This is a genomic window from Qipengyuania pacifica (assembly GCF_019857205.1).
Lineage (GTDB): Bacteria > Pseudomonadota > Alphaproteobacteria > Sphingomonadales > Sphingomonadaceae > Qipengyuania > Qipengyuania pacifica.
This window is the reverse complement of sequence record NZ_JAHWXO010000009.1, coordinates 53540-77402: the sequence shown is the minus strand read 5'-3', so window position 1 is coordinate 77402 and position 23863 is coordinate 53540. Positions and strand designations below refer to the sequence as shown.

At 62.2% G+C, this 23863-nt stretch carries 25 protein-coding genes; 9 read left to right on the top strand and 16 right to left on the bottom strand.

Translation table 11 applies throughout. From position 1 onward, the window contains the following. Nucleotides 1-3 precede the first annotated feature (3 nt). The 3 genes from rsmD to KYK83_RS13850 all read right to left on the bottom strand — a co-directional run bounded on the left by rsmD (nucleotide 4) and on the right by KYK83_RS13850 (nucleotide 2545). Nucleotides 4-549 (bottom strand): 16S rRNA (guanine(966)-N(2))-methyltransferase RsmD, encoded by a 546-nt coding sequence (gene rsmD / locus KYK83_RS13860; protein ID WP_222828679.1) that lies wholly within the window; start codon nucleotides 547-549, stop codon nucleotides 4-6. After that, nucleotides 546-1310: a pseudouridine synthase gene (locus KYK83_RS13855; protein WP_103023604.1), complete on the bottom strand. Its 765-nt coding sequence runs from the start codon at nucleotides 1308-1310 to the stop codon at nucleotides 546-548. Before KYK83_RS13855 ends, rsmD begins: the two co-directional genes overlap by 4 nt. A 71-nt stretch (nucleotides 1311-1381) precedes the next feature. Continuing rightward, a complete protein-coding gene (locus KYK83_RS13850) occupies nucleotides 1382-2545 on the bottom strand; it encodes an aromatic ring-hydroxylating oxygenase subunit alpha (protein ID WP_222828678.1) in 1164 nt (387 codons plus the stop codon). Nucleotides 2546-2616: 71 nt separating this feature from the next. On the opposite strand from KYK83_RS13850, the gene KYK83_RS13845 reads away from it, so the two are divergent. Continuing rightward, nucleotides 2617-4344, top strand: a complete 1728-nt coding sequence (locus KYK83_RS13845) for an AmpG family muropeptide MFS transporter (protein WP_222828676.1) — start codon at nucleotides 2617-2619, stop codon at nucleotides 4342-4344. A gap of 23 nt (nucleotides 4345-4367) precedes the next feature. On the opposite strand, the gene KYK83_RS13840 is transcribed toward KYK83_RS13845, so the two are convergent. The 9 genes from KYK83_RS13840 to radC all read right to left on the bottom strand — a co-directional run bounded on the left by KYK83_RS13840 (nucleotide 4368) and on the right by radC (nucleotide 12737). Further along, nucleotides 4368-5660, bottom strand: coding sequence for a bifunctional folylpolyglutamate synthase/dihydrofolate synthase (locus KYK83_RS13840; RefSeq protein WP_222828674.1), 1293 nt, complete (start codon nucleotides 5658-5660; stop codon nucleotides 4368-4370). A gap of 8 nt (nucleotides 5661-5668) precedes the next feature. Beyond that, a complete protein-coding gene (gene accD / locus KYK83_RS13835; protein WP_222828673.1) occupies nucleotides 5669-6517 on the bottom strand; it encodes an acetyl-CoA carboxylase, carboxyltransferase subunit beta in 849 nt (282 codons plus the stop codon). 121 nt (nucleotides 6518-6638) lie between these two features. Further along, a complete protein-coding gene (gene trpA, locus KYK83_RS13830; RefSeq protein ID WP_222828671.1) occupies nucleotides 6639-7427 on the bottom strand; it encodes a tryptophan synthase subunit alpha in 789 nt (262 codons plus the stop codon). Nucleotides 7428-7659: 232 nt separating this feature from the next. Then, the gene (gene trpB / locus KYK83_RS13825; RefSeq protein ID WP_222828669.1) at nucleotides 7660-8874 is read right to left on the bottom strand and encodes a tryptophan synthase subunit beta; all 1215 of its coding nucleotides are present in this window, start codon (nucleotides 8872-8874) and stop codon (nucleotides 7660-7662) included. After that, entirely contained in the window at nucleotides 8871-9512 is a 642-nt protein-coding gene (locus KYK83_RS13820; protein WP_222828667.1) for a phosphoribosylanthranilate isomerase, read from the bottom strand. The genes trpB and KYK83_RS13820 overlap by 4 nt, the downstream gene beginning before the upstream one ends. An 11-nt stretch (nucleotides 9513-9523) precedes the next feature. Beyond that, nucleotides 9524-10198 (bottom strand): orotidine-5'-phosphate decarboxylase, encoded by a 675-nt coding sequence (gene pyrF, locus KYK83_RS13815; protein WP_103023613.1) that lies wholly within the window; start codon nucleotides 10196-10198, stop codon nucleotides 9524-9526. Continuing rightward, entirely contained in the window at nucleotides 10198-10554 is a 357-nt protein-coding gene (locus KYK83_RS13810) for a DUF1049 domain-containing protein (protein WP_222828666.1), read from the bottom strand. Before KYK83_RS13810 ends, pyrF begins: the two co-directional genes overlap by 1 nt. Nucleotides 10555-10610: 56 nt before the next feature. Next, the gene (gene purB, locus KYK83_RS13805; RefSeq protein WP_222828664.1) at nucleotides 10611-11921 is read right to left on the bottom strand and encodes an adenylosuccinate lyase; all 1311 of its coding nucleotides are present in this window, start codon (nucleotides 11919-11921) and stop codon (nucleotides 10611-10613) included. 105 nt (nucleotides 11922-12026) lie between these two features. Then, nucleotides 12027-12737 (bottom strand): RadC family protein, encoded by a 711-nt coding sequence (radC, locus tag KYK83_RS13800; protein ID WP_222828747.1) that lies wholly within the window; start codon nucleotides 12735-12737, stop codon nucleotides 12027-12029. A gap of 59 nt (nucleotides 12738-12796) precedes the next feature. On the opposite strand from radC, the gene KYK83_RS13795 reads away from it, so the two are divergent. From KYK83_RS13795 to KYK83_RS13760, 8 genes are all read left to right on the top strand, one after another. Continuing rightward, nucleotides 12797-16024 (top strand): intermembrane phospholipid transport protein YdbH family protein, encoded by a 3228-nt coding sequence (locus KYK83_RS13795; protein WP_248284473.1) that lies wholly within the window; start codon nucleotides 12797-12799, stop codon nucleotides 16022-16024. A 32-nt stretch (nucleotides 16025-16056) separates the two neighbouring features. Then, complete coding sequence (locus KYK83_RS13790; protein WP_369828432.1) at nucleotides 16057-16224, top strand: YnbE family lipoprotein; 168 nt, start codon at nucleotides 16057-16059, stop codon at nucleotides 16222-16224. A gap of 8 nt (nucleotides 16225-16232) precedes the next feature. Beyond that, the gene (locus tag KYK83_RS13785; protein ID WP_222828745.1) at nucleotides 16233-16625 is read left to right on the top strand and encodes a YdbL family probable chaperone protein; all 393 of its coding nucleotides are present in this window, start codon (nucleotides 16233-16235) and stop codon (nucleotides 16623-16625) included. A gap of 188 nt (nucleotides 16626-16813) precedes the next feature. Beyond that, a complete protein-coding gene (locus KYK83_RS13780) occupies nucleotides 16814-17134 on the top strand; it encodes an AtpZ/AtpI family protein (protein ID WP_222828663.1) in 321 nt (106 codons plus the stop codon). A 55-nt stretch (nucleotides 17135-17189) separates the two neighbouring features. Then, entirely contained in the window at nucleotides 17190-17978 is a 789-nt protein-coding gene (locus tag KYK83_RS13775; protein WP_255407933.1) for a F0F1 ATP synthase subunit A, read from the top strand. A gap of 39 nt (nucleotides 17979-18017) precedes the next feature. Then, nucleotides 18018-18245 carry a F0F1 ATP synthase subunit C gene (locus tag KYK83_RS13770; protein ID WP_006832363.1) on the top strand — a complete coding sequence of 76 codons (228 nt, stop codon included), beginning with the start codon at nucleotides 18018-18020 and terminating at the stop codon, nucleotides 18243-18245. Nucleotides 18246-18324: 79 nt separating this feature from the next. Then, complete coding sequence (locus KYK83_RS13765) at nucleotides 18325-18819, top strand: F0F1 ATP synthase subunit B family protein (protein ID WP_222828662.1); 495 nt, start codon at nucleotides 18325-18327, stop codon at nucleotides 18817-18819. Next, nucleotides 18812-19384, top strand: a complete 573-nt coding sequence (locus KYK83_RS13760) for a F0F1 ATP synthase subunit B family protein (RefSeq protein ID WP_222828660.1) — start codon at nucleotides 18812-18814, stop codon at nucleotides 19382-19384. Before KYK83_RS13765 ends, KYK83_RS13760 begins: the two co-directional genes overlap by 8 nt. Nucleotides 19385-19446: 62 nt before the next feature. Here the strand turns inward: KYK83_RS13760 and KYK83_RS13755 are convergent, their stop codons facing one another. From KYK83_RS13755 to rpsA, 4 genes are all read right to left on the bottom strand, one after another. Then, the gene (locus tag KYK83_RS13755) at nucleotides 19447-20412 is read right to left on the bottom strand and encodes an NADPH:quinone oxidoreductase family protein (RefSeq protein ID WP_222828657.1); all 966 of its coding nucleotides are present in this window, start codon (nucleotides 20410-20412) and stop codon (nucleotides 19447-19449) included. Nucleotides 20413-20416: 4 nt separating this feature from the next. Beyond that, a complete protein-coding gene (locus KYK83_RS13750) occupies nucleotides 20417-20989 on the bottom strand; it encodes a nucleoside 2-deoxyribosyltransferase domain-containing protein (RefSeq protein ID WP_222828656.1) in 573 nt (190 codons plus the stop codon). A gap of 2 nt (nucleotides 20990-20991) precedes the next feature. Beyond that, a complete protein-coding gene (gene gloB / locus KYK83_RS13745; RefSeq protein ID WP_222828744.1) occupies nucleotides 20992-21747 on the bottom strand; it encodes a hydroxyacylglutathione hydrolase in 756 nt (251 codons plus the stop codon). 98 nt (nucleotides 21748-21845) lie between these two features. Beyond that, complete coding sequence (gene rpsA, locus KYK83_RS13740; protein ID WP_103023622.1) at nucleotides 21846-23549, bottom strand: 30S ribosomal protein S1; 1704 nt, start codon at nucleotides 23547-23549, stop codon at nucleotides 21846-21848. Nucleotides 23550-23863 lie beyond the last annotated feature (314 nt).

Sequence of the window (23863 nt, the reverse complement as noted above, 5' to 3'; positions counted from 1 at the left end):
AAATCATTGGGCAAGGCGGAGAAGAGATACCTTCGCCTTGCCCATTTTTCTGTCCGCCACAACTTCGAGGCCGCGCAGTTCGCGCTCTTCCCTTGCCCCGGTTTCCAGCGCGACCCAAGTCGCCGGGCCGATCCATCCCAGACGCGTAAGCCGGTCGATGGCGACATGGCCTGCTCCGGTATCGTAAGGCGGATCGAGCAGGATCAGGTCGTGCGCGGCCTTTGCCGGACCGAGGCTCATCACGGAGGCCTGCTGGACGGTTGTGCGTGTCCTCGCGTCGAGGGCCTCGATATTCTTCCGGATGGATTTTACCGCATCGGCATCCTGCTCGACGAAGAGACAGGACGCAGCGCCACGCGATAGCGCTTCGAGCCCGAGCGCACCCGACCCAGCGAACAGGTCGACAACGTTAACTCCTTCGAACGATCCGAGCCTGCTTGCGAGCATATTGAAGAGCGTTTCGCGCGTGCGATCCGCCGTCGGGCGCGTAACCTCTCCGGGCGGAGCAGTCAGCCTGCGGCCGCGCCATTCGCCTGCGATGATTCTCATTTGCGGGCCCGGGTCAATTGCTTGCGGAAGCGTTCGACGTCCGCCTGACGGATCTCCACCGCCTGTCCGCGGGCAAGTTCGCCCAGTTCGAATGGACCGTAGCCGACACGCAGCAGGCGATTGACCTGCAGGCCGAGATGTTCGAGCACGAGGCGAACTTCGCGGTTCTTGCCTTCGGTCAGTGTCATCTGAACCCAGCGGTTCTTGCCCGATCCGCGTTCCAGATCGGCTTCGATCCGGCCGTAGCGAATGCCGTCGATTTCGATACCTTCGATCAATTCGTCGAGCTGCGCCTGTGTGATGTCGCCGAAGGCGCGCGCGCGATAGGTGCGCGGAATGCCGGAGGACGGCAGTTCCATCGCGCGCTTCATCTCGCCGTCATTGGTCAGCAGCAGCAGGCCCTCGGTGTTGAAGTCGAGGCGCCCCACGGGCATGACCCGGCCGGCATTCTTGGGCAGGGCATTGCGCAGCGCCGTGTAGATGGTCGGGCGGCCCTTGGGGTCGCGTTCTGCCGTGATGAGGCCCGAGGGTTTGTGAAACGCGAAGAGGCGCGGCGCTTCGGCCTGGGCGACGGCCTTTCCGTCCACGGTCACACCGTTGAGGTTGTTCAGCTTCACGGCGGGTGTGGTCAGAACCTTGCCGTCGATCGACACGCGACCGTCGGCGATCATGCGTTCGATTTCTCGACGGCTCGCTATGCCTGCACGGGCGAGTAACTTGGCGATCCGGTCGCCTTCTTCTGGTAATCGATTGTCGGCCATGGGCGCGCCATTACACACAACCCCGCCCAAGCGGAAGCGCAAGCTGAGCAGAGACCAGCGCGGGGAGCGCGTCAGTTGGCGGCGCGCAGGGCCTCTTCGACGGTTTCGTGATAGCGCCGGATGCCGCCTTCGAGTGTACCGAGGGTGAGGTGCGGAACCGCCCCCGTGGCGAGCCCCTGCTGCCCGAGCTCGGCCGCGCGGAAATCTTCACCGGCGAACACGCCGCCATCGAGCAGGGCCCAGCTGCGTTCCCAATGGTCGCGCGCCTTGTCGGTCGCAGGGTGTTCCGGAATGAGCATGAAATCTTCGACCAGCGTGCGGTCGTGCGCCTGCGGCATCATCACCATCACGTTGATGTAGTCCGGGCTGGGGATGATGAGGGCACCCGGCAGAAGTTGGTAGGCGAAGGTCACCACACGGCGCAGCTGCGCCATATCCTCCAGATCGATGCCTTCCATTTCCTCGAGCCGCCCCACAGCGCTGCGCGAATGGGGGCCGATCATATCGCCGCTGGTGGCGCCGTCCTTGAAGAAGGGGCCGATGGTCTTCGCATGCAGGCGGGTGACGTGATAGCTTTCCAGGAAAGCGTCCATGATGAGCTTCCAGTTACCGGCGACCTCGTGCGTCTTGCGGCGAAACAGGACCTGATCGCCCATGCCGAGCGCGTCGAAATCCTGTCCGATCTCTTCCGCCAGCGAGAAATCGGCTGGGCCATCCTGCGGGCAGAACCAGATCAGGCCACCGGTCTCCCTGCTGGGCAGTTCGACAAGGCCGTGGTTGCTCTTGTCGAGGCCCGGGAAGGTGTCGGGCCGGGGCAGGGCGAGCAATCGCCCGTCCACCGAATAGGTCCATGCGTGGTATGGGCAGACAAGCTTCTTGGTACACTGCACCTCGCCGCCTTCCACCAGCCGGGTGCCACGGTGTCGGCAGACGTTGAGGAATACGCGTGCCGTGCCGTCGCCATCGCGCGTGATCAGGAGCGGGCGCCCGGTTGCATCGTGAGGGACTGCCATGCCGGGGTCCGGAAGCAGCGCCGACGGGGCGAGGATCTGCGGCAGCCGATCGTAGATCGCGGCCTTCTCGCGTGCCCAGTATTCGGGATCGGTGTAGACGCTGGCGGGGACGGTGGTAACCTGCAAGGAATCGCGCATCCGCCCGTCTGCGATGTCCTTCGCCAAAGCCAGCATGCCGTCGGTTGGTCGCCGCGCCGAATGTTTGGTGTCGACATCGCTCATGACGCCTGTTCCTCTCTCTCACACTCCGTTAGTGTTGCAAATTACACGCCCGATAGGAAGGACGCTAGGGAATGGCCGCGGTCGCAGAACATAAGAAAAAGATTTCAGCCTGGCGAGCGCTTGGTCTGGCGCTCGGCAACCGCAAGACCGGCTTCATGCTGCTGTTCGGCTTTGCCAGCGGACTGCCGTTCGCACTTTTCCTGGGCACGCTGTTTGCCTGGCTGACCGAGGCGGATGTGGACCTCGAGACCATGGGCATCTTCTCGCTCATCGGGCTGGCTTACGCATTCCAGTTCCTGTGGTCGCCGCTGATCGACAAAGTCGATATTCCGCTGCTGCGAAAGCTGGGCAGGCGCAAGCAATGGATCATTCCGATGCAGCTTCTGCTGGGGGCGATCCTGGTGACGATGAGCGTGCTTGAACCGCGAACGCAGCTCGGCATGTTCTCGCTGCTGGCAGGGATCGGCGCCTTTGCCAGTGCGACACAGGATATCGCAATCAATGCATGGCGCATCGATGTCGCGGACGAAGTGGCGACGATCGATATTCTCTCCACCATCTACCAGATGGGTTATCGCCTCTCCTCGCTGGTGGGCGGCGCGCTCGGCCTGATCATCGCCGCGCGGATCGGCTGGCCGGAAACCTATATGATGATGGGCGGCATCTTGCTGTTCGTCGGCGCGGTCGGCCTGTTCGCTCCGAATGCGGAAGGCGCGGCCGAACTGACGGAGGGCGACGAACAGGTTCGCGCACTGCGCAAGGCAGGTGAACTGGTGCCTTCCGTACGGAACCGCGCACTGGCGGCCGTCGCGCTTCTATGGGCACTGGCTATCGGTGCCGTGCTGGCGTTCATGATCATGTCGATGACGTATGCGCCGGAAGATCGACCCAATCCGACCGATTTTACGCTCACATGGGGGCCGTGGATCATCGTGGCGACGATCATTCTGCCCGCACTGATCGCAGGCTGGCTGTCGAGCCAGCAGAAGCAGGGGCGAAACCTGCTTGCCGAAGATGCACCGGCCGTGGGCGGAACTGCGTATGCGCTCGACCATCTCTACCGTGCACTGGTGCTGCCCTTGGTGGAATTCGTTGGCCGCCTGGGCTGGTCGCTGGTGCTGATCCTGGCCGTCGTGCTGACCTATCGGATCTGCGATGCGATCTGGGGTACTTTCGCGTATCCGTTCTATCTGGGCGAGCTGCAGTATACCAATGACGACGTGGCCTTCGCGTCCAAGTTCTTCGGTGTGGGTGCAATCATCGCGGGGCTGGCGCTGGGGGGGCTGATGCTGACCACCATCGGGCGGATGGCAACTCTGCTGATCGGCGGTATCCTCGCAGCGCTAACGAACTTGCTGTATGCCGACATGGCCATTGGCGGTGCGAATATGCAGGCGTTCAGCGATGCAATAGGCTTTACCTATCTGATCGAACAGGTGCCGGGCATCGGCGATGCCGATCTGGCCAGACTGACTATTACCATCGCTTTCGAAAACCTGGCGATCGGCATAGCGGGGGCGGCCTATATCGCCTGGCTGTCATCGATCGTGTCGAAGAAATTCAGCGCAGTCCAGTATGCGCTTCTGTCGTCGCTGACACTGTTGGTCGGGACGCTGGGCCGCGGGGCGCTGGGCGAGATGATCGAAAACCAGGGTTATTACGACGTATTCATACTGACAACCTGGATCGGGTTGGGGGCAGCGGTGCTGGTATGCATCGAATGGTGGCGGGTCAGCCGTGCGAAGGATGATGCCGGCATTATCGCGCCAGAGGCCGGAGCCGCTCAGCCAGCCGAATGAGCTTGGTGGGAGCGCCGGGCGTTCTAGTCGGGTAGCTCGCCGTTCTGCCGGAGAACGTCCCCGGCGAGATAGAGCGATCCGGCGATCAGCACCGGCAGACCGTCTTCGGGCAGGCTGGCGAGAGCCGCCGCGACATCGCTTTGCGCCGCTGCATGGTCGCCAAAGGCTTCAGGCGGATGCCAGTCATGCCCCGGCACGGCGACGGCGGAAATGCTGGCCAGGCTATCCGCCAGCGGCGTGATGATGGCCGCGGGATCCTTGCTTTCCAACATGCCGATGATGAGATGAAGGCTTCGGCCCGAAAAGTGCCTGCCCAACATCCGCCCTGCATCGGCATTGTGCCCGCCATCCAGCCAGACTTCGCGCTGCCCGGCCAGCGGACCCGGCAGAAGGCGCTGAAGGCGCGCGGGCCAGCGCGCCTGGCCCATCCCGCGAGCGATGGCCCCGGGCGTGATCCGGAGCTTGTCCTGATGGCGAAGCATGGCCACAGCCAATGAGGCATTCAGCGCCTGATGATCGCCGGGCAAAGCGGGGCGGGGCAGGTTCAGGCTGCCGCGCCGGTCGCGATAGCTGAGGCCAAGGCCGATTTCGACGTCCCAGTCGTAATCGAGCAGCGCCAGCTGCGCTTTTGCCCGCTCCGCAGCGGTCTGGATCTGGGCGCGTGCATCGGCTGGATAGGACAGGCAGACGAGTGGAACCCCCGGTTTTGCGATGCCTGCTTTTTCGAAGGCAATGCGCGCGATAGGCTCCGTCGGAGCGCCTTCTTCCGGGGTGAGCAGGAAGCGTTCGTGATCGATGCCCAGCGATGCGATGCCGCAGGCAGCGACGCTTTCGGGTTCCAGAACATTGGTCGCATCGAAGCGTCCGCCCAGGCCGACTTCCACGACGCAGGCATCGGCGGGGACGCGGGCGAATTCGGAGAATGCTGCGGCGATCGTGACTTCGAAAAAGCTGGGGCCGAGATCTTCGCCTGCATCGAGCACTTCGGCGAGCAGTTCGGCCAGCCGGTCGTCATCGATCAGCGTTCCTGCGAGACGGATGCGTTCGTTGTACCGCACAAGATGCGGGCTCGTAGTAACATGGACCGTGTATCCCTGTTCCTCGAGCATTGCGCGCAGGAAGGCGCAGGTCGACCCCTTGCCGTTGGTTCCGGCGACATGGAAGACGGGCGGCAGGCGGTGGTGCGGATTGCCGAGCCTGTCCAGGAGCGCGCGTATCGTATCGAGGCCAAGCCTGCCTTCGGGAATGGACAGCGCGGCCAGCCGGTCGAGCTGTCGCTGCACTGCCTGACTGTCGGAGCGGGCGAAGTCCCGCATGCCGTGCCTCAGGCAGCCTTGGCCGGGGTGAGGTAATCGAGCAGGGTCGCCAGCGTTGCTTTGAGGTCGCGGCGATGGACCACCATGTCCACCATGCCATGCTTGTGCAGATATTCGGCGCGCTGGAAGCCATCGGGTAGCTGTTCGCGGATCGTGTCCTGAATGACGCGCTGCCCGGCAAAGCCGATCAGTGCGCCCGGTTCGGCAATATGGATATCGCCGAGCATGGCGTAGCTAGCCGTCACGCCGCCGGTTGTCGGATCGGTCAGCACCACGATATAGGGCAAGCCGGCTTCCTTCAGGCGGCGCGTCATCACGGTCGCCTTGGGCATTTGCATGAGCGAGAGAATGCCTTCCTGCATGCGAGCGCCACCAGCAGCGGTAACGACGATATAGGGGCAGCGCCGGGTAAGCGCGCGTTCCGCACCCTGGCAGAAGGCGGTGCCTACGGCCATGCCCATGGATCCGCCCATGAAGCCAAAATCCTGCACCCCGACCACCGCGGGTTTGCCATCGATCGCGCCGGAGCCAACGAGGAAGGCGTCCTTGTGCGGGCTCTTGGCGCGCGCCTTTTTCAGGCGGTCGGTGTATTTTGCCGTGTCGCGGAACTTGAGAGGATCTTCCTTCACATCGGGGATCGGAAGAACTTCGAAGCCATCATCCATCAACTGGCGCAGGCGTTCGTCCGCGCCGATGCGACCATGGTGATCGCAGCGCGGGCAAACATAGGCATTGTCTTCGTATTCCTGCGCGAACACCATCTGCTGACAGCTGGGGCATTTGACCCACAGATCCTTGTCGGTGCTGCGCTTGGACAGCGAGGTGATCGAATTGCGGACGCGGGTGAACCAGTTCATAGTTGAAGCCTATAGTCCTGTTGCAGCAAAGCTCAAATAGTCGGCAGAATACCTAGGAAAATCAAATTGCTCTTTGCCGGGCGGGCTGATCGTCTCCGGACGAAAGAGCGGTCGGACCCGCTCAGCGCGCCGAACGAACAGCGCCGGCGAGCTTCGATGTCAGTTCGCGCAGGTGGGCCGGAGCATCGGCGCCATGTTCGGCCACGAGTTCGACCAGGGCCGAGCCCACCACGACGCCATCTGCTACGCGCGCGATTTCGCCGGCCTGTTCGGGCGTGCGGACGCCGAAGCCGACAGCGACCGGAATGTCGGTGGCCTGCTTGATGCGGGCGACATTGGCTTCGATCGATTCGATCGCTGCCTGCTGCATGCCGGTGATGCCTGCGACCGCGACGTAATAGAGAAAGCCTTCGGAACCTTCGACCACGGCGGGAAGGCGGCGGTCGTCGGTTGTCGGTGTGGCGAGGCGAATGGGGGCAATCCCGGCATCGCGCAGGGACGGACCTAGCGCGTCGTCTTCTTCGGGCGGGATATCGACGCAGATCACGCCGTCGACGCCCGCGTTCATGGCGGCAGAGGCGAACCATTCCGGCCCGCGCCGGACCATCGGATTGGCATAACCCATCAGTACCAGCGGAACGTCGGGATGGCGCTGGCGAAAGCCGCTGGCGATCGAGAGGACATCGGCCGTGGTGGTGCCTTTGCCAAGCGAGCGGATATTCGCCGCCTGGATGGCCGGGCCATCGGCCATGGGATCGGTAAAGGGCATGCCGAGTTCGATCACGTCCGCGCCGCCATCGACCAGCGCATCGAGATTGGCGCCGGTGTCGCCGTCACCGGCGGTCAGAAAGCAGACCAGCGCAGGGTTAGGCTTGGCGAAGGCAGCGGAGAGGCGATTCGAGGCGTTCATGGTGTCAGGTTCGTTCATCTAGCTTGGCAGAAGTCTGAGACATGGACCGGGTGTTACACAGTCCAAGGGAGAAAAAACTGGCTCGCGCCATCAGGGCGTATCCGGGTTTGCACTGCAAGGAACGATTAGGCGTCATCAAAGCCCCATCGCATGAATGCAGTCGTGTAGGACAGCCTGCATGAGTGGGTATGCGTAAACCAGCACGAGGCACCTCCATCGTTCGGAGCGAGGGCTAGATCTCAACTCCGAGCTTTTCCGCCACGGTGAAGATGTCCTTATCGCCGCGCCCGCACAGGTTGGCGAGGATCACGCTGTCCTTGGGCATGGTCTTGGCACGCTTGGCCACGGCAGCGATGGCATGGCTGGGCTCGAGCGCGGGAATGATGCCCTCGGTCCGGCAGAGAAGCTGGAACGCATCAAGCGCCTCGTCATCTGTGATGGCGGTGTATTCGACGCGTTCCATGTCTTTCAGCCAGGCATGTTCGGGGCCGATGCCGGGGTAATCGAGACCCGCGCTGATCGAGTGGCCTTCGGTGATCTGGCCGTCATCGTCCTGCAGCAGGTAGGTCTTGTTGCCGTGGAGCACGCCGGGGAACCCGCCAAGCAGCGATGCTGCATGCTGATCCCCATCGAGGCCATAACCCGCCGCTTCGACGCCGAGCATCTTTACATCCGGATCGTCGAGGAAGGGGTGGAACAGCCCGAGCGCATTGGAGCCGCCGCCGATGGCTGCCACGAGCAGATCGGGCAGGCGATCGATGCGCGACAGCATCTGCGCGCGCGCTTCCTTGCCGATCACGCTCTGAAAATCGCGGACCATTTCCGGATAGGGATGCGGTCCGGCAGCCGTGCCGATGATGTAGAAGGTGTCGTGGACATTCGCGACCCAATCGCGCAGCCCTTCGTTCATGGCGTCCTTGAGCGTTGCCGCGCCGCTGGTGACGGGCACGACTTCGGCGCCGAGCAGCTTCATGCGGAACACATTGGGCTGCTGCCGGGCCACGTCGGTCGCGCCCATATAGATGACGCAAGGCAGTCCGAAACGTGCGCAAACGGTGGCCGTGGCGACGCCGTGCTGACCTGCGCCGGTTTCGGCGATAATGCGGGTCTTGCCCATGCGCATCGCGAGCAGGATCTGCCCGATGCAATTGTTGATCTTGTGCGCGCCGGTGTGATTGAGTTCGTCACGCTTGAACCAGACCTGCGCGCCGCCGAGCGCCTCTGTCAGCCGTTCCGCGAAATAGAGCGGGGAAGGACGGCCGACATAGTGTTCGAGCAGATCGTCGAACTGGGACTTAAAGCTCGAGTCAGCTTGAGCTTTGCGATATTCGCGTTCGAGATCGAGGATCAGCGGCATCAGCGTTTCGGCGACATAACGGCCGCCGTAATCGCCAAAGTGGCCACGTTCATCGGGCTGATTGCGGAAGGAGTTTGCGTGTTCGGTCATACAGACCGCGCCGCTTTGCAGAAGGCGGCAATCTTGTCCATGTCCTTCACACCTGGAGCGCTTTCCACGCCGCTGGACGTATCGACCAGCGGGGCACCGGTTGCAGCGATCGCACCCGCGACATTCGTGGGCGACAAACCGCCGGCAAGACCCCAGGGCAGCGACATGCTGATGCCGGAAAGAAGGCCCCAGTCGAAGCGTAGCCCCATCCCACCGGGGAGCTGAGCGTCCTTCGGCGTCTTGGCGTCGAACAGGATGAAGTCGGCCGCGTCGGTATAAGCCTGAGCCCTGACGACATCGCTGGCGGTGGCCACCGGGATCACTTTCCAGACAGGGAGACCGAACTGCGCCCTGACCGCGGCGCTGCGCGCGGGAGACTCGTCGCCATGCAGCTGCACCGCGTCGAGTTTCGCGGCTGATATGGCATCGCGCAGGGCGGCGTCGTCCGGATCGACGAACACGCCGACCTTGGAAATGCGCGACCCTGCGCGCGCGGCGAGCGCCGATGCTTCGGCGAGGCCGAGGTGGCGAGGGCTGGGCGGAAAGAAATTGAAGCCGACGTGGTCAGCCTGCGCATCGAGGACAGCGTCGAGCGTTTCGGGCATGGAAATCCCGCAGATCTTGATTGCGGCTGCCATGAAGCGCGCCGTTACAGCGTGGCTTCGATATCGCGCGCGGCCCGCGCAGGATCGTCCGCACGGCTGATCGGTCGCCCGATCACCAGCACGCTGGCACCGTGATCACGCGCCTGGCGCGGTGTGACGACGCGTTTCTGATCGCCGACCGCGCTCCCGGCAGGGCGCAGGCCGGGTACGACGAAGAAGCCGTCCCGCCACTGGTCATGGACCGCTTTCACTTCCTGTCCCGAACACACGATCCCGTCGAGGCCTGCATCGTTGGCAAGCTGTGCGAGGCGCATGACCTGGTCATGCGCGCTGCCTTCGATGCCGGTGCGTGCGAGATCGCGTTCGTCCATACTGGTCAGCATGGTCACGGCGACGACCCTGGTATTTTCGCCAGCTGCAGCCTTGGCATCTTCCATCATGGCGCGACCGCCGCCTGCATGAACGGTGACGATCGCCGGTTCGAGCACGTGGATCGCCTGCATGGCGCCTGCGACGGTATTGGGAATATCGTGCAGCTTGAGATCGAGGAAGATGGGCAGGCCGAGCTGCCCGATCATGTGCACGCCATGCGCGCCATGCGCACAGAAGAATTCCAGCCCGAGCTTGATCCCGCCAACGTGTCCCTTGACCTTGTTAACGAGGTCGATCCCGTCGTTCAGTTGCGGGACGTCGAGTGCGAGATAGATCGGATTGGACATCAGGGCTTCGTTGGTTCGGGATCGACCGGATGGGCGGGCGGGGGTGCAAAATCGTCGCGCGGCGGCGATACCGGCGGGGTGGCCGTCGGCGTGGGAGTGGCGGCTGGCGCGGACATCTTGTGCGTGGCCGTTTCAAGCGCAGCTATCCGCCGCCTGGCGCGCCATGCGCTGGCGCGGTGGAGCAACCACATGGGCAAAAGGCCCAGCAGGAAGGACACGATGACAAGCGCCGGCAGCTTGGTTTCCAGCACCAAGTTCGACCAGATTTGAACTTCGACCGATTTCCAGTTGAAGAAACTGAATGCCAGCAGCGAAAACAGCAGCAGGACCCAAACGATAGTACGCACGATCTGCATCGGGAGCTCCCCTAATTGGCTATGCAAGCCTTGCTAGGCTGCAAGCGCGCGCTCGTCTAGCCGAACACGCGTTCGAAGATCGTGTCGACGTGCTTGAAGTGGTATTCGAGGTCGAACCGTTCTTCCAGCTGTTCGGCGCTGAGCGCTGCGGTGACTTCCTCATCCTGCTTGAGCAGATCGAGCAGCATCAGCCGGCCGTCCGATTCCCAGACCTTCATCGCGTTACGCTGGACGAGGCGATAGGCATCTTCGCGGCTGACGCCGTTCTGGGTGAGGGCGAGCAGAACACGCTGCGAGTGGATGAGGCCGCCCATGCGGTCCATGTTGGCCTGCATGCGTTCGGGGTAGATCAGCAGCTTGTCGATCACGCCGGTGAGGCGGGCGAGGGCGAAATCGAGCGTGATGCAGGCATCCGGGCCAATGAAGCGTTCGACCGACGAATGCGAAATATCGCGCTCGTGCCACAGGGCCACATTCTCGAGCGCGGGCAGGGCATAGGCGCGGATCATCCGGGCCTGACCTGTGAGGTTTTCGGTCAGGATCGGGTTGCGCTTGTGCGGCATGGCGCTCGACCCCTTCTGGCCGGGCGAGAAATATTCTTCCGCCTCGAGCACTTCGGTGCGCTGAAGATGCCGAATTTCGACCGCCAGCCGTTCGATAGACCCGGCGATGACGGCGAGGGTGGAAAAGAACATGGCATGGCGATCGCGCGGGATGACCTGGGTCGACACGGGCTCGACCGCCAGGCCGAGCTTTTCGGCGACATGTTCTTCGACCTGGGGATCGATATTGGCAAAGGTGCCTACCGCACCCGAGATGGCGCAGGTGGCGATTTCTTCGCGCGCGGAGAGAAGGCGCCGGCGGCAACGGTCGAATTCGGCATAGGCCTGCGCCAGTTTTAAACCGAAGGTCACAGGCTCGGCATGGATGCCGTGGCTGCGCCCGATGGTCGGTGTGTATTTGTGTTCTTCCGCACGGCGCTGGATTGCAGAAAGCAGTGCGTCGAGATCGGCCAGCAGAATATCGGCGGAGCGGGCAAGCTGCACAGCCAGCGTGGTGTCGAGAACGTCGCTACTGGTCATGCCCTGGTGCATGAACCGCGCCTCGTCGCCCACGTTTTCCGCCACCCAGGTGAGGAAGGCGATCACGTCATGCTTGGTTACGGCTTCGATCGCGTCGATCGCTTCGACGTCGATCTTGGGGTTGGTGGCCCACCAGTCCCACAGGGCCTTGGCCGCGCTTGCCGGAACAACGCCGAGTTCGCCGAGCTTTTCGGTCGCATGCGCTTCGATTTCGAACCAGATGCGATATCTGGCTTCCGGCTCCCACAGGGCGGTCATTTCGGGGCGGGCGTAGCGGGGGACCATGGTGAACTCCGGAGTTGGCGGCTGTTTGCGCAGCGCGCTAGGCAAGGCGGCGGCCCGTGGCAAGGCGCAGGCGCACGCTTATTACGCTTCTTATAAGCGGATCGGTCAGATCAGACCCTTGGCACGCAGCGAGACGTGGCCACTGCGACCAACGATGACATGGTCGTGTACGGTAACGCCGAGCAGGCGACCGGCTTCTGCGATCCGGGCGGTGATGGCGATGTCCGCGCGGCTCGGTTCGGGATTTCCGCTGGGATGATTATGCACGAGGATCAGCGCGGTTGCGCCAATGTCGAAGGCTTTGCGGATGACTTCGCGCGGGTGGATGGCCGCTTCATCGATCGACCCTTCGGAGAAGTGGTGGTCAAGGATGAGGCGGTTTTGCGCGTTTAGATAAAGGACGCGCACGCGCTCGTGGTTCAGATGGGCCATGTCGACAGCGAGATAGTCCAACAGAGCCTGCCAGCTGCCCAGTACCGGCTTGTCCTGCACCGCCCCGCGCGCCATCCTCCTGGTCGCGAGGCTGACGGCATGAAGCGCGGCCACGCTCGCTTCGCCCATGCCTTTGACCTGCTTCAAAGCCTGCGGATCTGCAGCCAGAACAGCGGCGAACGACCCGAATTGGGCGATCAGGTTCTTGGCTAGCGGCTTGGTGTCGCCCTGCCTTATCGCTGCGAACAAGAGGAATTCGAGCAGCTCGTAATCGGCGAGGGCTTCGGGTCCGCCGGTAAGCAGTCGATCGCGCAGTCGAGCGCGATGACCGGCCCCCGCATGGCCCGCCGAATTATTCGATTCCTCCGGCAACCATTCCCCCATGCACGGCGTTTCGACCACTTGCATTGCCTTTCACGGGCTGCTGGCGCAAGTGGGGTTCGATGGAGCGGGACGCTGACGACAATGCCATGGCGGAGGGCGCCGATTCCATCCGGCGCGCGAGATGGCGCCAGAAACGCTGGGCTATTCCGAGTGTTCTGCTTGCCCTGCTGATCGCTGCAGGGATCGCCGCATGGTTTTCGCGCGAGAGCATTGTCGACGATATTATTCGCGACCAGCTCGAAGCCAACAATATCCCCGCGACGTACACTATCGATTATGTGGGCGGCCAGACGCAGGAACTGTCAAACGTGGTCCTTGGCGATCCGGATGCGCCGGACTTTACCGCCAAACGAATCATCGTGCAATTGCGCCACCGGCTGGGCGTGCCGGAGATCGGCAGCGTCACCCTGGTCGAGCCGCGTCTTTTCGGAACGTACCGTAATAACGAACTGAGCTTCGGCTCGCTCGACACGCTGATATTTGCGCCGAGCGAGGGTCCGGGCGGGCTTCCCAACCTGAATGTCGCAATACGCGATGGACGTGGGCTGATCGAAACGGATTATGGCCCCGTCGGGCTAAAAATGGTCGGTTCGGGACTGGCCAGCCATGGCTGGGACGGGACGCTTGCTGCGATTGCGCCAAACCTTCGGCTGCCGGGCTGTGAGGCCGGTCAGACCAGCGCGTATGGAAAAATAACCAGCACGTCCGGCGAACCGAAATTCGTCGGCCCGGTGCGGCTCGCTTCTCTGAAATGCGAAGCGCAGGACCTCGATCTGGCCGAATACGAGATGAATCTGACCGTCGAGGCGGACAATCGCCTGCGCAATCCGTCGATCGAGGCACGGATCGAAGGCGGTGACACGCGGTTCGCGGAGAATTCTGCTGCGGCCATCATCGGCACGATTCGCGCGCAGATCCGCGACCAGTCGACAACCGCCCGCTTTTCACTGGCGGCCCGCGGTGTCGAAACGCCGCAGGCACTGGCGGCTGTGCTGACGGCAGATGGACAGCTACGCGCGAACGAAGGTTTCAAGCGCGTGCAGGTCGAGAGCAATCTTGAAGGAAATGGTCTGCGGCTCGGTAGCGACCTGGTCGCGGCAGTCGAGGCGCTGGCGCAAACCGGCGATGGCACGCTGATCGCGCCGCTGACCCGCAAAATGGCGAATGCGTTGCAGGCCGAGACCCGCGGAAGCGCGCTATCCGCCGACCTGCGTATCAGGACAGAACCCGGCACCTACTCCCTGTTCGCGCCAAGGGCAGAGCTGCGCGGCGGAAGCGGTGCGCGGCTGGTTTCTCTATCGCGCGTCGAAATCGCGTCCCGGGGCGGCGAGACGCCGAGGATCGCAGGCAATATCGCGACCGGCGGCGCCAATATGCCGCGCCTATCTGGCCGGATGGAGCGAGGCGAGGGCGGCAGTTCGATTTTTCGCCTCGCGATGGAGCGGTACGAAGCAGACGATTCCGCCCTTGCCGTGCCGCAAATGACCATCGCCCAGCAAAGCGGCGACGCCCTTGGATTTTCGGGCCGGGTGCTGGCAAGTGGCAAGCTGCCGGGCGGGGCGGCGACCAACTTGTTGTTACCCGTCGATGGACGCTATGAGGGTGGGAATATTGCCTTGTGGCGCTCGTGCACGGATATCCGGTTCGACCGTCTCGAACTGGCCAATCTTTCTTTCGAAAAGCGTGGGCTGACGCTGTGTCCTGCACGGGGCCGGGCAATCGTGAACGCGGGCGCTGACGGAATTCGCATAGCCGCGGGTGCGCCATCGCTCGATCTGCAGGGCCATCTCGGTGAAACCCCGATCCGGCTTGCGTCGGGACCGGTCGGCTTTGCCTATCCCGGCGTCATGACGGCTCGTGAAATCGAAGTATCGCTGGGCCCTGTCGAGACGGCCAGCCACTTCAACGTGTCTGGCCTGGAGGCGAGGTTCGGCGACGATATCGCAGGAACGTTCACCGATGCGGACGTGATGCTGGCGGCCGTGCCAATGGATCTGAACAAGGCCGAGGGGAACTGGCGTTTCGCCGACGGTCGGCTGATGATCAATGGTACCGACTTCACATTGGTGGACCGCAATGCTTCGCCCCGGTTCGAGCCGCTGATCGCGCGCGATGCGAGGTTGACACTGATCGACAATGTCATCGCCGCGCAGGCACAATTGCGAAATCCCGCAAGCGACCGGCTGGTGACAACCGTGGACATTCGGCACGATTTGCAGAGCGGTGCCGGACATGCCGATCTCGATGTTCCTGGGCTGCAGCTGGACGACGAGCTTCAGCCGGGCGAGATTTCCCGTCTTGCGCTGGGCGTCATCGCCAACACCAAGGGTATCGTGACCGGCACGGGCCGGATCGACTGGGCACCGAACGGCATCATCAAGAGCACGGGTAGCTTTTCGAGCGATGATCTGGATTTCGCCGCAGCGTTCGGGCCTGTCGAGGGCGCCAGAGGCACGATCGATTTCGTCGATCTGCTGAATCTGACGACTGCACCGGGCCAGAAGATCCGTGTCGCATCGGTAAATCCCGGCGTGGAGGTCTTCGATGGCGAGGTCGAGTTCCAATTGCGCAATGGCGAGTTGCTGGCGGTTTCCGGGGGCAGTTGGCCCTTCATGGGCGGACAGCTGATCTTGCGCGATGTCGACCTCAATCTGGGGGTCAGCGAAGAGCGCCGTTACCTGTTCGAGATCGTCGGCCTGGATGCGGCCGTGTTCATGACGCAGATGGATCTCGAGAACATATCCGCCACCGGACTTTTCGACGGAACGGTGCCGATCGTGTTCGATGCCGCGGGCAACGGACGAATCGATACCGGCGTGCTGATATCCCGGCCGCCAGGGGGGAACATTTCCTATGTGGGCGATCTGACCTACGAGGATCTTTCGCCCATCGCGAACTTCGCCTTCGATGCACTGAAGAGCCTCGACTACACGCAGATGCGAGTGGTCATGGAAGGCCCCCTGACGGGCGAGATCGTTACGCGAGTGCGGTTCGACGGCGTGAGCCAGGGCAAGGGCGCCAAATCGAATTTCATTACGCGGCGACTAGCGGCACTGCCGCTGCAATTCCGTATCAACATCAAGGCGCAGTTCTACCAGCTGATGACCAGCCTGAAATCGCTGTACGATCCGGCCGCAGTACGCGATCCACGCGAACTGGGTCTGCTGTCCGACGACGGAACACGTTTCCTGAGGCGCTCGATCACTGGCGAGGAAGCGCCACCCGAAATCAGTCCGGACGACATCATTCCGGATGAACCCACCATTCAGGAGCAGGAAAGCGAGTGAGGGCTATGAACCATGCCAAATTGACCGGGAGGATGGCTGCCGCCATGCTTGTCACAGTCGCGCTCGGGGGATGCATAACGGTGAATGCGCCCGAAAAGCCGATCGTGATCGAGCTGAACGTCAACATCCGCCAGGAAGTGATCTATCGGCTCGCGGAAGATGCGGGCAATACGATAGAGGACAATGCGGATATCTTCTGATGGGTGACATGATGAACAAGGTAACGAAATCGGTTCTCGCGGCAGCAGCCGTGGCTACGGCATTCGGTGGGTTCGCAGCGCCAGCTTTCGCGCAGCGCGACCCTGCCTATGCCGCTGCCCGCGCGGATGGCGAGATCGGCGAGAAGATGGATGGCTATCTCGGCATCGTGGGTGCGGAAACGCCCGCGCTGCGCAAGATCGTCAACGATATCAATATCAAGCGCCGAGCCGTTTATTCGGATCGGGCCAAGGCGAACAATGCGACGCTCGAGGAATATGCGCTGACGGCTGGTTGCCAGGCGATCCTGGCCACCAAGCCGGGCGAGAAATACCAGGCGCCGAACGGCAGCTGGGAAACGCGCGGTGCGGGCGCTCCGCAACGCGATCCGCGCTGCCCGTAGGATTCGGACCTCGCACTCTTTCACGGCCTCTTGCTCCCGATACGGGAGCGAGAGGCTTTTTTGCGACACGACGGCTCTTTCCGGACCTTCCTCGTGTTGACTCGCCACACCCCCCCTTCTAAGGGGGCGGCGCCCTTGGCGGGCAAGTCCCTGCGCGTGCCGCGCAACCCCCTTCAAAGGAGCAAGGCATGAGCGACGACAAACCCGCACGGGAACCAATCGAGGAGGACGCGCGGATCGATGCGCTGGAAAAGCGGCTTGCAGCCGCCCAGCAGCGCGAAGAACAGCGTAACCTTCCCAAGGCTTCCGGGGCCGATGCGAACTATCGCAGCGGTAACCGGGTTCTTGCGGATCTTCTCGGGGGGCTTCTTGGTGGTGCGGTCATCGGTTATGCCGTCGGGTATTTCACGGGGACCAATCCATGGGGTCTGTTGGTCGGCCTGTTCCTCGGAATAGTGGTCGCCTTCAGGAACATTATCCGTGCGGCAAACCAGCGCCCCGAAGAATGATCCCGTCGTGGGGCTTCCGGGGCGTTAGTTACAGGATCTAGGGACTAGTAGAGACGTGGTAGCCGAGCAGGCCAAAGTCGATCCGATGCATCAGTTCACCATCGAACCGCTAGCCGGTTCGGGTGGCTGGGAAATCGCCGGCTACAACATCGCCTTCACCAATTCCGCGCTGTGGATGCTGATCACCACCGTGGTGCTCTTCATCTTCGTGCTGGGTGGCATGAAGCGCGAGCTGGTGCCCGGGCGCTGGCAGATGACGGTGGAGACCTTCACCGGTTTCATCGACAATATGCTGGAAGCCAATATCGGCAAGGCGGGCCGCAAATATGTGCCCTATGTCTTCAGCCTCTTCATGTTCATCCTCTTCGCCAACATCCTCGGTCTGATGCCGCTGGGCGTGATCGGGCTGCACCCGTTCACCTTTACCAGCCACTTCACCGTGACCGGCGTGCTCGCTATCATCAGCTTTGCGATCGTCCTGCTGGTTGGTTTCTGGAAGCACGGCCTCCATTTCTTCAGCCTGTTCGTGCCGCATGGCACGCCGCTGCCGATGATCCCGATCATTGCGCCGATCGAGTTCATCTCGTTCATGGTGCGCCCGTTCAGCCTGGGCCTGCGTCTGTTCGTGGCCATGATGGCCGGACACGTATTGCTCGAAGTCTTGTCGAGCTTCGTGATCGACGGTACCAACGCAGGTATCCTGTGGAGCGGCGTTGTCGGCTTGCCGAGCTTCCTTCTCATGATCGGCATCTGCGCGCTGGAACTGCTGGTTGCAGGCATCCAGGCCTATGTCTTCGCTCTTCTGACGTCGCTGTACATCAACGACGCCGAGAACCTTCACTAGTCTTCAATTAATCAATCTGATTTCCCAAAGGAGTTTGTCATGGAAATGGAAGCTGCAAAGCTCATCGGTGCTGGCCTCGCTGCAATCGGTGCCGGTATGGCTGCGATCGGCGTTGGTAACGTCTTCGGTTCGTTCCTCGAAAGCGCTCTGCGCAATCCGGGTGCTGCCGACGGCCAGCAGGGCCGCCTGTTCATCGGCTTCGCCGCTGCCGAACTTCTCGGCCTGCTGGCGTTCGTCGTTGCCATGATCCTGATCTTCGTCGCTTAATCGACGCAATCGGATTTGAGCCGGTCGGGATAACCCCGGCCGGCCCACGAATTTTCGTACCCGCCTTTCGAGAGCTGCAATGCCCCAGATAGCACAGCTTGCCGAAACATGGTCCAGCCAGGTCTTCTGGTTATTGGTCTTCTTCGGCATAACCTTCTTCGTCATCGGCCGCGGCATGGTGCCCAAGGTGATGGAAACCGTCGCCCAGCGCGATGGCCAGATCGCTGCAGACCTTGCCGCCGCAAAGGCTGCTCGTGATGCAGCCGACGCAGAGGAAGAAGCGTGGCGGGTTCGTGAAAACGAGAACCGCGCAGCTGCGCAGGCCATCGTCGCCAAGGCCAAGGATGAGGCAGCCGCCAAATCCGAGAGCAAGTTGAAAGCGGCTCAGTCGCGCCTCGACAAGAAGCTGGCCGAAGCCGAAACCCGCATTGCCGAAGCCCGCACTGCCGCGCTTACCGAGGTTGAATCGGTTGCCATCGAGGCTGCGCAGGATATCGTGGCACGCCTGGCCGGTGCCAAGGTGACCAAGCCTGCAGCCGCCAAGGCCGTCAAGGAGGCGATGAACCATGGCTAATGTCGCCCCGGAAGTATTCGCCACCGAATCTGCCGACACATTCGTCGAGGCGGGGCATGGCGGTGCACCGACGCATTCCGAACCCGAACTGTTCGGACTCGCGCCGTTTCAGATCGTTTCGGTCGCGATGTTCGTTCTGCTGCTGATCGCGTTTTTCGGCGCGAAGGTACACAAGTCCATCGGCAGTGGGCTGGACGGCAAGATCGCCGCCATCAAGGAGCAGCTTGACGAGGCGAAGCAACTTCGCGCCGAAGCCGAAACGCTGCGCCAGGAATATGCGGACAAGATCGCCGGCGCCGAAAAGGACGCTGAAGCCATGCTAGCCAATGCGCAGCATGAGGCGGATGCCCTTCTCGAGAAGGCTGAAGCCGACAGCAAGGCAATGGTCGAGCGACGTAAGCGGATGGCGGAAGACAAGATTTCCGCTGCCGAGCGCGAGGCAGTGGAAGATGTGCGCAATCGTGCCGTCAACGCTGCCACGGCTGCAAGCCGCAAGCTGATCGCAGAAAAGCACGACGCCGAAGCCGACAAGGCATTGGCCGGCAAGGTCATCGCGGGCATCTGATCTGCGAACGAACCTGGTTGAGAATATTCGAGAGGGCGGTCCGTGGGGCCGCCCTTTTCGATTCAGGGTTCGAGGACGAGTTTGCCGATGATTTCGCCGCGCTGCATCGTTTCGAACGCTTTGCGCCAGGATGTGAGCGGTAGTCTACGGTCGATATGGGGCACTATATGCCCTTCGTGCGCCAGACGATCGATTGCGTCTGCAATTCGTGCGCCGCGATCGGGAAAGCGGCGCGTATATTCGCCTGCGCGTACACCGACGACCGAGAAGCCTTTGATCAATGGGATGTTGACGGCAATTTCCGGAATGCGGCCGGAAACGAAGCCGATTACGAGAAGCTTTCCACCAAAGGTCACGCAGCGCGTACTTTCGTCGAAGACATCCCCGCCGATGGGGTCAAAGACCAGATCGCACAGGTGGCCATCGGTGATTTCCGCAACGTCCTCCCTGAAGCGACCGGTATTGCAAATCGCTGCGTGGGGTTTGGCAATCGTGTGGAGTTGCTCGAGTTTGTCCGCTCTGTGAGTGGCGGCGATGACTTGCGCTCCCATCGCGCGAGCAAGGTCGCAGGCTGCAAGACCCACGCCGCCGCTGGCCCCGTGGACGAGAACGGTCTGTCCGGCCCGCAGTCCGCCGATTTCGACGAGGGCCACATATGCGGTTTGGTAAGCGGCTCCCATCGCGGCCGCGCTAGCGAAATCCAGACCGGCGGGAATGGTCCGGAGCGAGGCTGCGGGGAGGGCGGCATATTCGGCAAACGCCCCCGTCTTGGCACCGCCGCGCACTTTGTCGCCCGGCTTGAAGCCGCTCCCTTCCGGTGCTTCGACGACATCGCCGGCCATTTCGAGCCCGGACACGAACGGCACGTCGGGTTTGAATTGGTATTTGCCCTGCGTCATCAGCAGGTCCGGGTAATTCAGTGAAGCGGCGCGCACGCGTATCAGGATATCCCCTTGGGGCCTCTCGATTTCGGCGAGTTCGACACCTGACAGATCGGGTGAAAGATGGCGAACCAGAACAGCCTTCATCGCGTCAGCTTGCACCATCGCTGTGACCGACCCGGGCCCTGACTTCGGCGATGAGTTCTTCGATCGAGCTGACCTGTTCGATACCGTAATGTTCCGCGGTGATGTCGACATTGCCCTTTCGCCAGAAGCCATCAGGGCAATACAGGATGACCTTGCCGCTTTGCGCGTGAAGGCCAAGTTCCATCAAGCTCACGGGACTTTTGGTCCCTGGCGCGAGGTACATCACGATGATGTCGGCATTATCGAGTGCGTGGAGCTCCCATTCGACCTGCCTGCGAAATTCCGGATTGTCGGCGCTAGGAAGCCAGGCTGGGTCCCAGTCCGTTCTGCGCGGATTCAGCAATACGACCGGGGCCAGCTGAAGTGCCTCGATGATCTCGCTCTGCCAGTCGCGGGCTGCGCCCATCTCGATGCTACCGCCGAGAAACACGCGCAAACGACCGTCGGCTTCCGGCAACAGTTCGGGTGACGTGATGACGGTGAATGTCGATTGCGGCGCAGCTGAAAGGGGCTCGCTCCCGATCCCGATAGATCCGCAAATCAGGGCGGACACCGCCGCCAGCTGAAGCAAATTCATTGTCAGAAATTATCCTTCGCCGCACGTAGCGCAGCGAAAGTTTCGGATGGGCTGTTTCCGCCCCAGCGGTCGCGCATATAGGCCTTGTCTGCGCGGAGAAAGGGATTGGTTTCCAGTTCGCGCGACAGGATGGTGGGCACTGTTGGTTCGCCCTTTGCGCGCTTTTCATCGATGCGGTTCGCGTAGAGTTTCAGTTCGGTGTTGTCCGGATCGGCATGCAGCGCGAATTTGGCGTTGGCCAGCGTGTATTCATGCGCGCAATACAGCATGGTGTTGTCGGGCAGCTGGCGGATACGGTCGAGGCTGTTCCAGAACTGTTCGGGTTCGCCTTCGAACATGCGGCCGCAGCCAAGGGCGAAGACGCTGTCGCCTACGAAGGCCATGTCTGCCTCTGCCAGATAAAATGCGATGTGTCCGTTGGTATGGCCGGACACGTCGATTACGCGGGCCGTCCAGTCGCCCAGGGATACGCTGTCGCCGTTACCGACGATGCGATCGATCGGGCTGAGCTTCTCCACCTCTTGAGGTGCAGTGATGGTCGCACCGGTCGCTTCGACGATCGTCTTGTTGCCACCGGCGTGATCGGGGTGCCAGTGGGTGTTCCAGATCTGGGTTATCTTCCAGCCCCTGGCGTCCGCCTGTTTCAGATATTCCGCGCCATCGGGCGTGTCGATCGCGGCGGTTTCCCCGCTGGCGGGATCGTGGAGGAGGTATCCGTAATTATCGGACAGGCACGGGAATTGATGAACTTCAAGCATGACGGCCAATGTAGTTTGCCTTGGCGCCATAGGAAAGGCCCGCCTGCTCGAGTGAGCGGGCGGGCCTTTCTGATTACCCTGAAAAGGGGGAGAAGAGCTTAGTCTTCCTTCTTCTTCAGCGCTTCGCCGAGGATGTCGCCGAGCGAGGCACCCGAATCCGACGAACCGAACTGTGCAACAGCTTCCTTCTCTTCGGCGATCTGACGCGCCTTGATCGAGAAGTTGGGCTTCTTCGAGCGATCAAAGCCGGTGACCATCGCGTCGACCTTGCCGCCAACCTGGAAGCGGTCGGGGCGCTGTTCGTCGCGGTCGCGGCCGAGGTCGCTACGCTTGATGAAGCCGGTCGCGCCGTCTTCGCCAACCTGAACTTCGAGGCCGCCATCGCGGACTTCGAGAACGGTGACAGTGACGGTTTCGCCCTTGCGCAGGCTGCCCGAGGCACCTGCTTCGGTCGGCGCACCCTTTTCGAGCTGCTTCATGCCGAGGCTGATGCGTTCCTTGTCGGTGTCGACATCGAGAACGACGGCTTCGACCTGCTCGCCCTTGCGGTGCAGGGCGAGGGCGTCTTCACCCGAGATGCCCCATGCGATGTCCGACATGTGAACCATGCCGTCGACGTCGCCGTCGAGGCCGATGAACAGGCCGAATTCGGTGGCGTTCTTGACTTCGCCTTCGACCTTCGAGCCAACCGGATGCTTCTCGGCGAACTCTTCCCACGGGTTGCGCTGGGCCTGCTTGAGACCGAGGCTGATGCGACGCTTTTCGCTGTCGACTTCCAGGACCATGACTTCGACTTCCTGCGAGGTCGAGACGATCTTGCCCGGGTGGACGTTCTTCTTGGTCCAGCTCATTTCCGAAACGTGGACCAGGCCTTCGATGCCCGGTTCGATTTCGACGAACGCGCCGTATTCGGTGATGTTGGTGACGGTGCCCGTCATCTTCATGCCGATCGGGTACTTGGCGGCAACGCCATCCCACGGATCGCTTTCGAGCTGCTTCATGCCGAGGCTGATGCGCTGCGTATCTTCGTTGATGCGGATGATCTGAACGGTCACGGTCTGGCCGATTTCGATCATTTCGCTCGGGTGGTTGACCCGCTTGTAGCTCATGTCGGTGACGTGCAGCAGGCCGTCGATACCGCCGAGGTCGACGAAGGCACCGTAATCGGTGATGTTCTTCACGACGCCGTCGATCACTTCGCCTTCGGCCAGCTTGTCGATCAGCTCGCTGCGCTGTTCGGCGCGGGTTTCTTCGAGAACCGCACGGCGCGAAACGACGATGTTACCGCGGCGGCGGTCCATCTTGAGGATCTGGAACGGCTGCGCCATGTCCATGAGCGGGGTGACGTCGCGCACGGGGCGGATGTCGACCTGCGAGCCGGGCAGGAAGGCCACGGCGCCGTCGAGGTCGACGGTGAAGCCACCCTTGACGCGGCCGAAGATGCGGCCTTCGACGCGCTTGCCTTCGCCGAATTCGCTTTCGAGCTTGTCCCAGGCGGCTTCGCGGCGGGCGCGGTCGCGGCTGAGCATTGCTTCGCCTTCGGCGTTTTCAACGCGATCGACGAACACTTCGACTTCGTCACCGACGCCGGGTGCGGTTTCGGTTTCGGAGCGCTGGAATTCCTTGAGATCGACGCGGCCTTCGCTTTTCAGGCCGACATCGATGTGTGCCATACCGTTTTCGATGGCGGTGACGGTGCCTTTTACGACGCGGCCTTCGAAGCCTTCGTCGCCGGCGCCGCCGAGCTGCTCGTCGAGCATTTTCGCGAAATCATCGCGAGTGGGGTTGGCTGCAGTTGCCATATGTGAGTAGTCCTAACGTTCGTTTTGCTACCGGCCACCGGTTTTCCCGGGGTCTTTACCCGTCTCTGCGCACCATTACGCAGGCCAACGGGGCAAGAGGCCGAATACCGCGCGGGGCCGAATGCCTTCGCACGGGTCCTTCAATCGACAGATTGCATGAACGGGCGCGCGCCTAGGCGAAACCCGTCGTAATAGCAAGCGAATTGCAACGCCGCGACCGAGACATGGACCGCCTGTTACACCGTCCAAGGAGCAATAATATCGGGCAGTGGCGAAGTGGCATTGGGCTGGGCTGGGGAGCTTCGACTGAAGGC

What these genes read in the sequence shown, in the direction of transcription:
- rsmD (WP_222828679.1), bottom strand. Translation starts at nt 549, where the DNA reads ATGAGAATCATCGCAGGCGAATGGCGCGGCCGCAGGCTGACTGCTCCG.
- KYK83_RS13855 (WP_103023604.1), bottom strand. Translation starts at nt 1,310, where the DNA reads ATGGCCGACAATCGATTACCAGAAGAAGGCGACCGGATCGCCAAGTTA.
- KYK83_RS13850 (WP_222828678.1), bottom strand. Translation starts at nt 2,545, where the DNA reads ATGAGCGATGTCGACACCAAACATTCGGCGCGGCGACCAACCGACGGC.
- KYK83_RS13845 (WP_222828676.1), top strand. Translation starts at nt 2,617, where the DNA reads ATGGCCGCGGTCGCAGAACATAAGAAAAAGATTTCAGCCTGGCGAGCG.
- KYK83_RS13840 (WP_222828674.1), bottom strand. Translation starts at nt 5,660, where the DNA reads ATGCGGGACTTCGCCCGCTCCGACAGTCAGGCAGTGCAGCGACAGCTC.
- accD (WP_222828673.1), bottom strand. Translation starts at nt 6,517, where the DNA reads ATGAACTGGTTCACCCGCGTCCGCAATTCGATCACCTCGCTGTCCAAG.
- trpA (WP_222828671.1), bottom strand. Translation starts at nt 7,427, where the DNA reads ATGAACGCCTCGAATCGCCTCTCCGCTGCCTTCGCCAAGCCTAACCCT.
- trpB (WP_222828669.1), bottom strand. Translation starts at nt 8,874, where the DNA reads ATGACCGAACACGCAAACTCCTTCCGCAATCAGCCCGATGAACGTGGC.
- KYK83_RS13820 (WP_222828667.1), bottom strand. Translation starts at nt 9,512, where the DNA reads ATGGCAGCCGCAATCAAGATCTGCGGGATTTCCATGCCCGAAACGCTC.
- pyrF (WP_103023613.1), bottom strand. Translation starts at nt 10,198, where the DNA reads ATGTCCAATCCGATCTATCTCGCACTCGACGTCCCGCAACTGAACGAC.
- KYK83_RS13810 (WP_222828666.1), bottom strand. Translation starts at nt 10,554, where the DNA reads ATGCAGATCGTGCGTACTATCGTTTGGGTCCTGCTGCTGTTTTCGCTG.
- purB (WP_222828664.1), bottom strand. Translation starts at nt 11,921, where the DNA reads ATGGTCCCCCGCTACGCCCGCCCCGAAATGACCGCCCTGTGGGAGCCG.
- radC (WP_222828747.1), bottom strand. Translation starts at nt 12,737, where the DNA reads ATGGGGGAATGGTTGCCGGAGGAATCGAATAATTCGGCGGGCCATGCG.
- KYK83_RS13795 (WP_248284473.1), top strand. Translation starts at nt 12,797, where the DNA reads ATGGAGCGGGACGCTGACGACAATGCCATGGCGGAGGGCGCCGATTCC.
- KYK83_RS13790 (WP_369828432.1), top strand. Translation starts at nt 16,057, where the DNA reads ATGGCTGCCGCCATGCTTGTCACAGTCGCGCTCGGGGGATGCATAACG.
- KYK83_RS13785 (WP_222828745.1), top strand. Translation starts at nt 16,233, where the DNA reads ATGATGAACAAGGTAACGAAATCGGTTCTCGCGGCAGCAGCCGTGGCT.
- KYK83_RS13780 (WP_222828663.1), top strand. Translation starts at nt 16,814, where the DNA reads ATGAGCGACGACAAACCCGCACGGGAACCAATCGAGGAGGACGCGCGG.
- KYK83_RS13770 (WP_006832363.1), top strand. Translation starts at nt 18,018, where the DNA reads ATGGAAATGGAAGCTGCAAAGCTCATCGGTGCTGGCCTCGCTGCAATC.
- KYK83_RS13765 (WP_222828662.1), top strand. Translation starts at nt 18,325, where the DNA reads ATGCCCCAGATAGCACAGCTTGCCGAAACATGGTCCAGCCAGGTCTTC.
- KYK83_RS13760 (WP_222828660.1), top strand. Translation starts at nt 18,812, where the DNA reads ATGGCTAATGTCGCCCCGGAAGTATTCGCCACCGAATCTGCCGACACA.
- KYK83_RS13755 (WP_222828657.1), bottom strand. Translation starts at nt 20,412, where the DNA reads ATGAAGGCTGTTCTGGTTCGCCATCTTTCACCCGATCTGTCAGGTGTC.
- KYK83_RS13750 (WP_222828656.1), bottom strand. Translation starts at nt 20,989, where the DNA reads ATGAATTTGCTTCAGCTGGCGGCGGTGTCCGCCCTGATTTGCGGATCT.
- gloB (WP_222828744.1), bottom strand. Translation starts at nt 21,747, where the DNA reads ATGCTTGAAGTTCATCAATTCCCGTGCCTGTCCGATAATTACGGATAC.
- rpsA (WP_103023622.1), bottom strand. Translation starts at nt 23,549, where the DNA reads ATGGCAACTGCAGCCAACCCCACTCGCGATGATTTCGCGAAAATGCTC.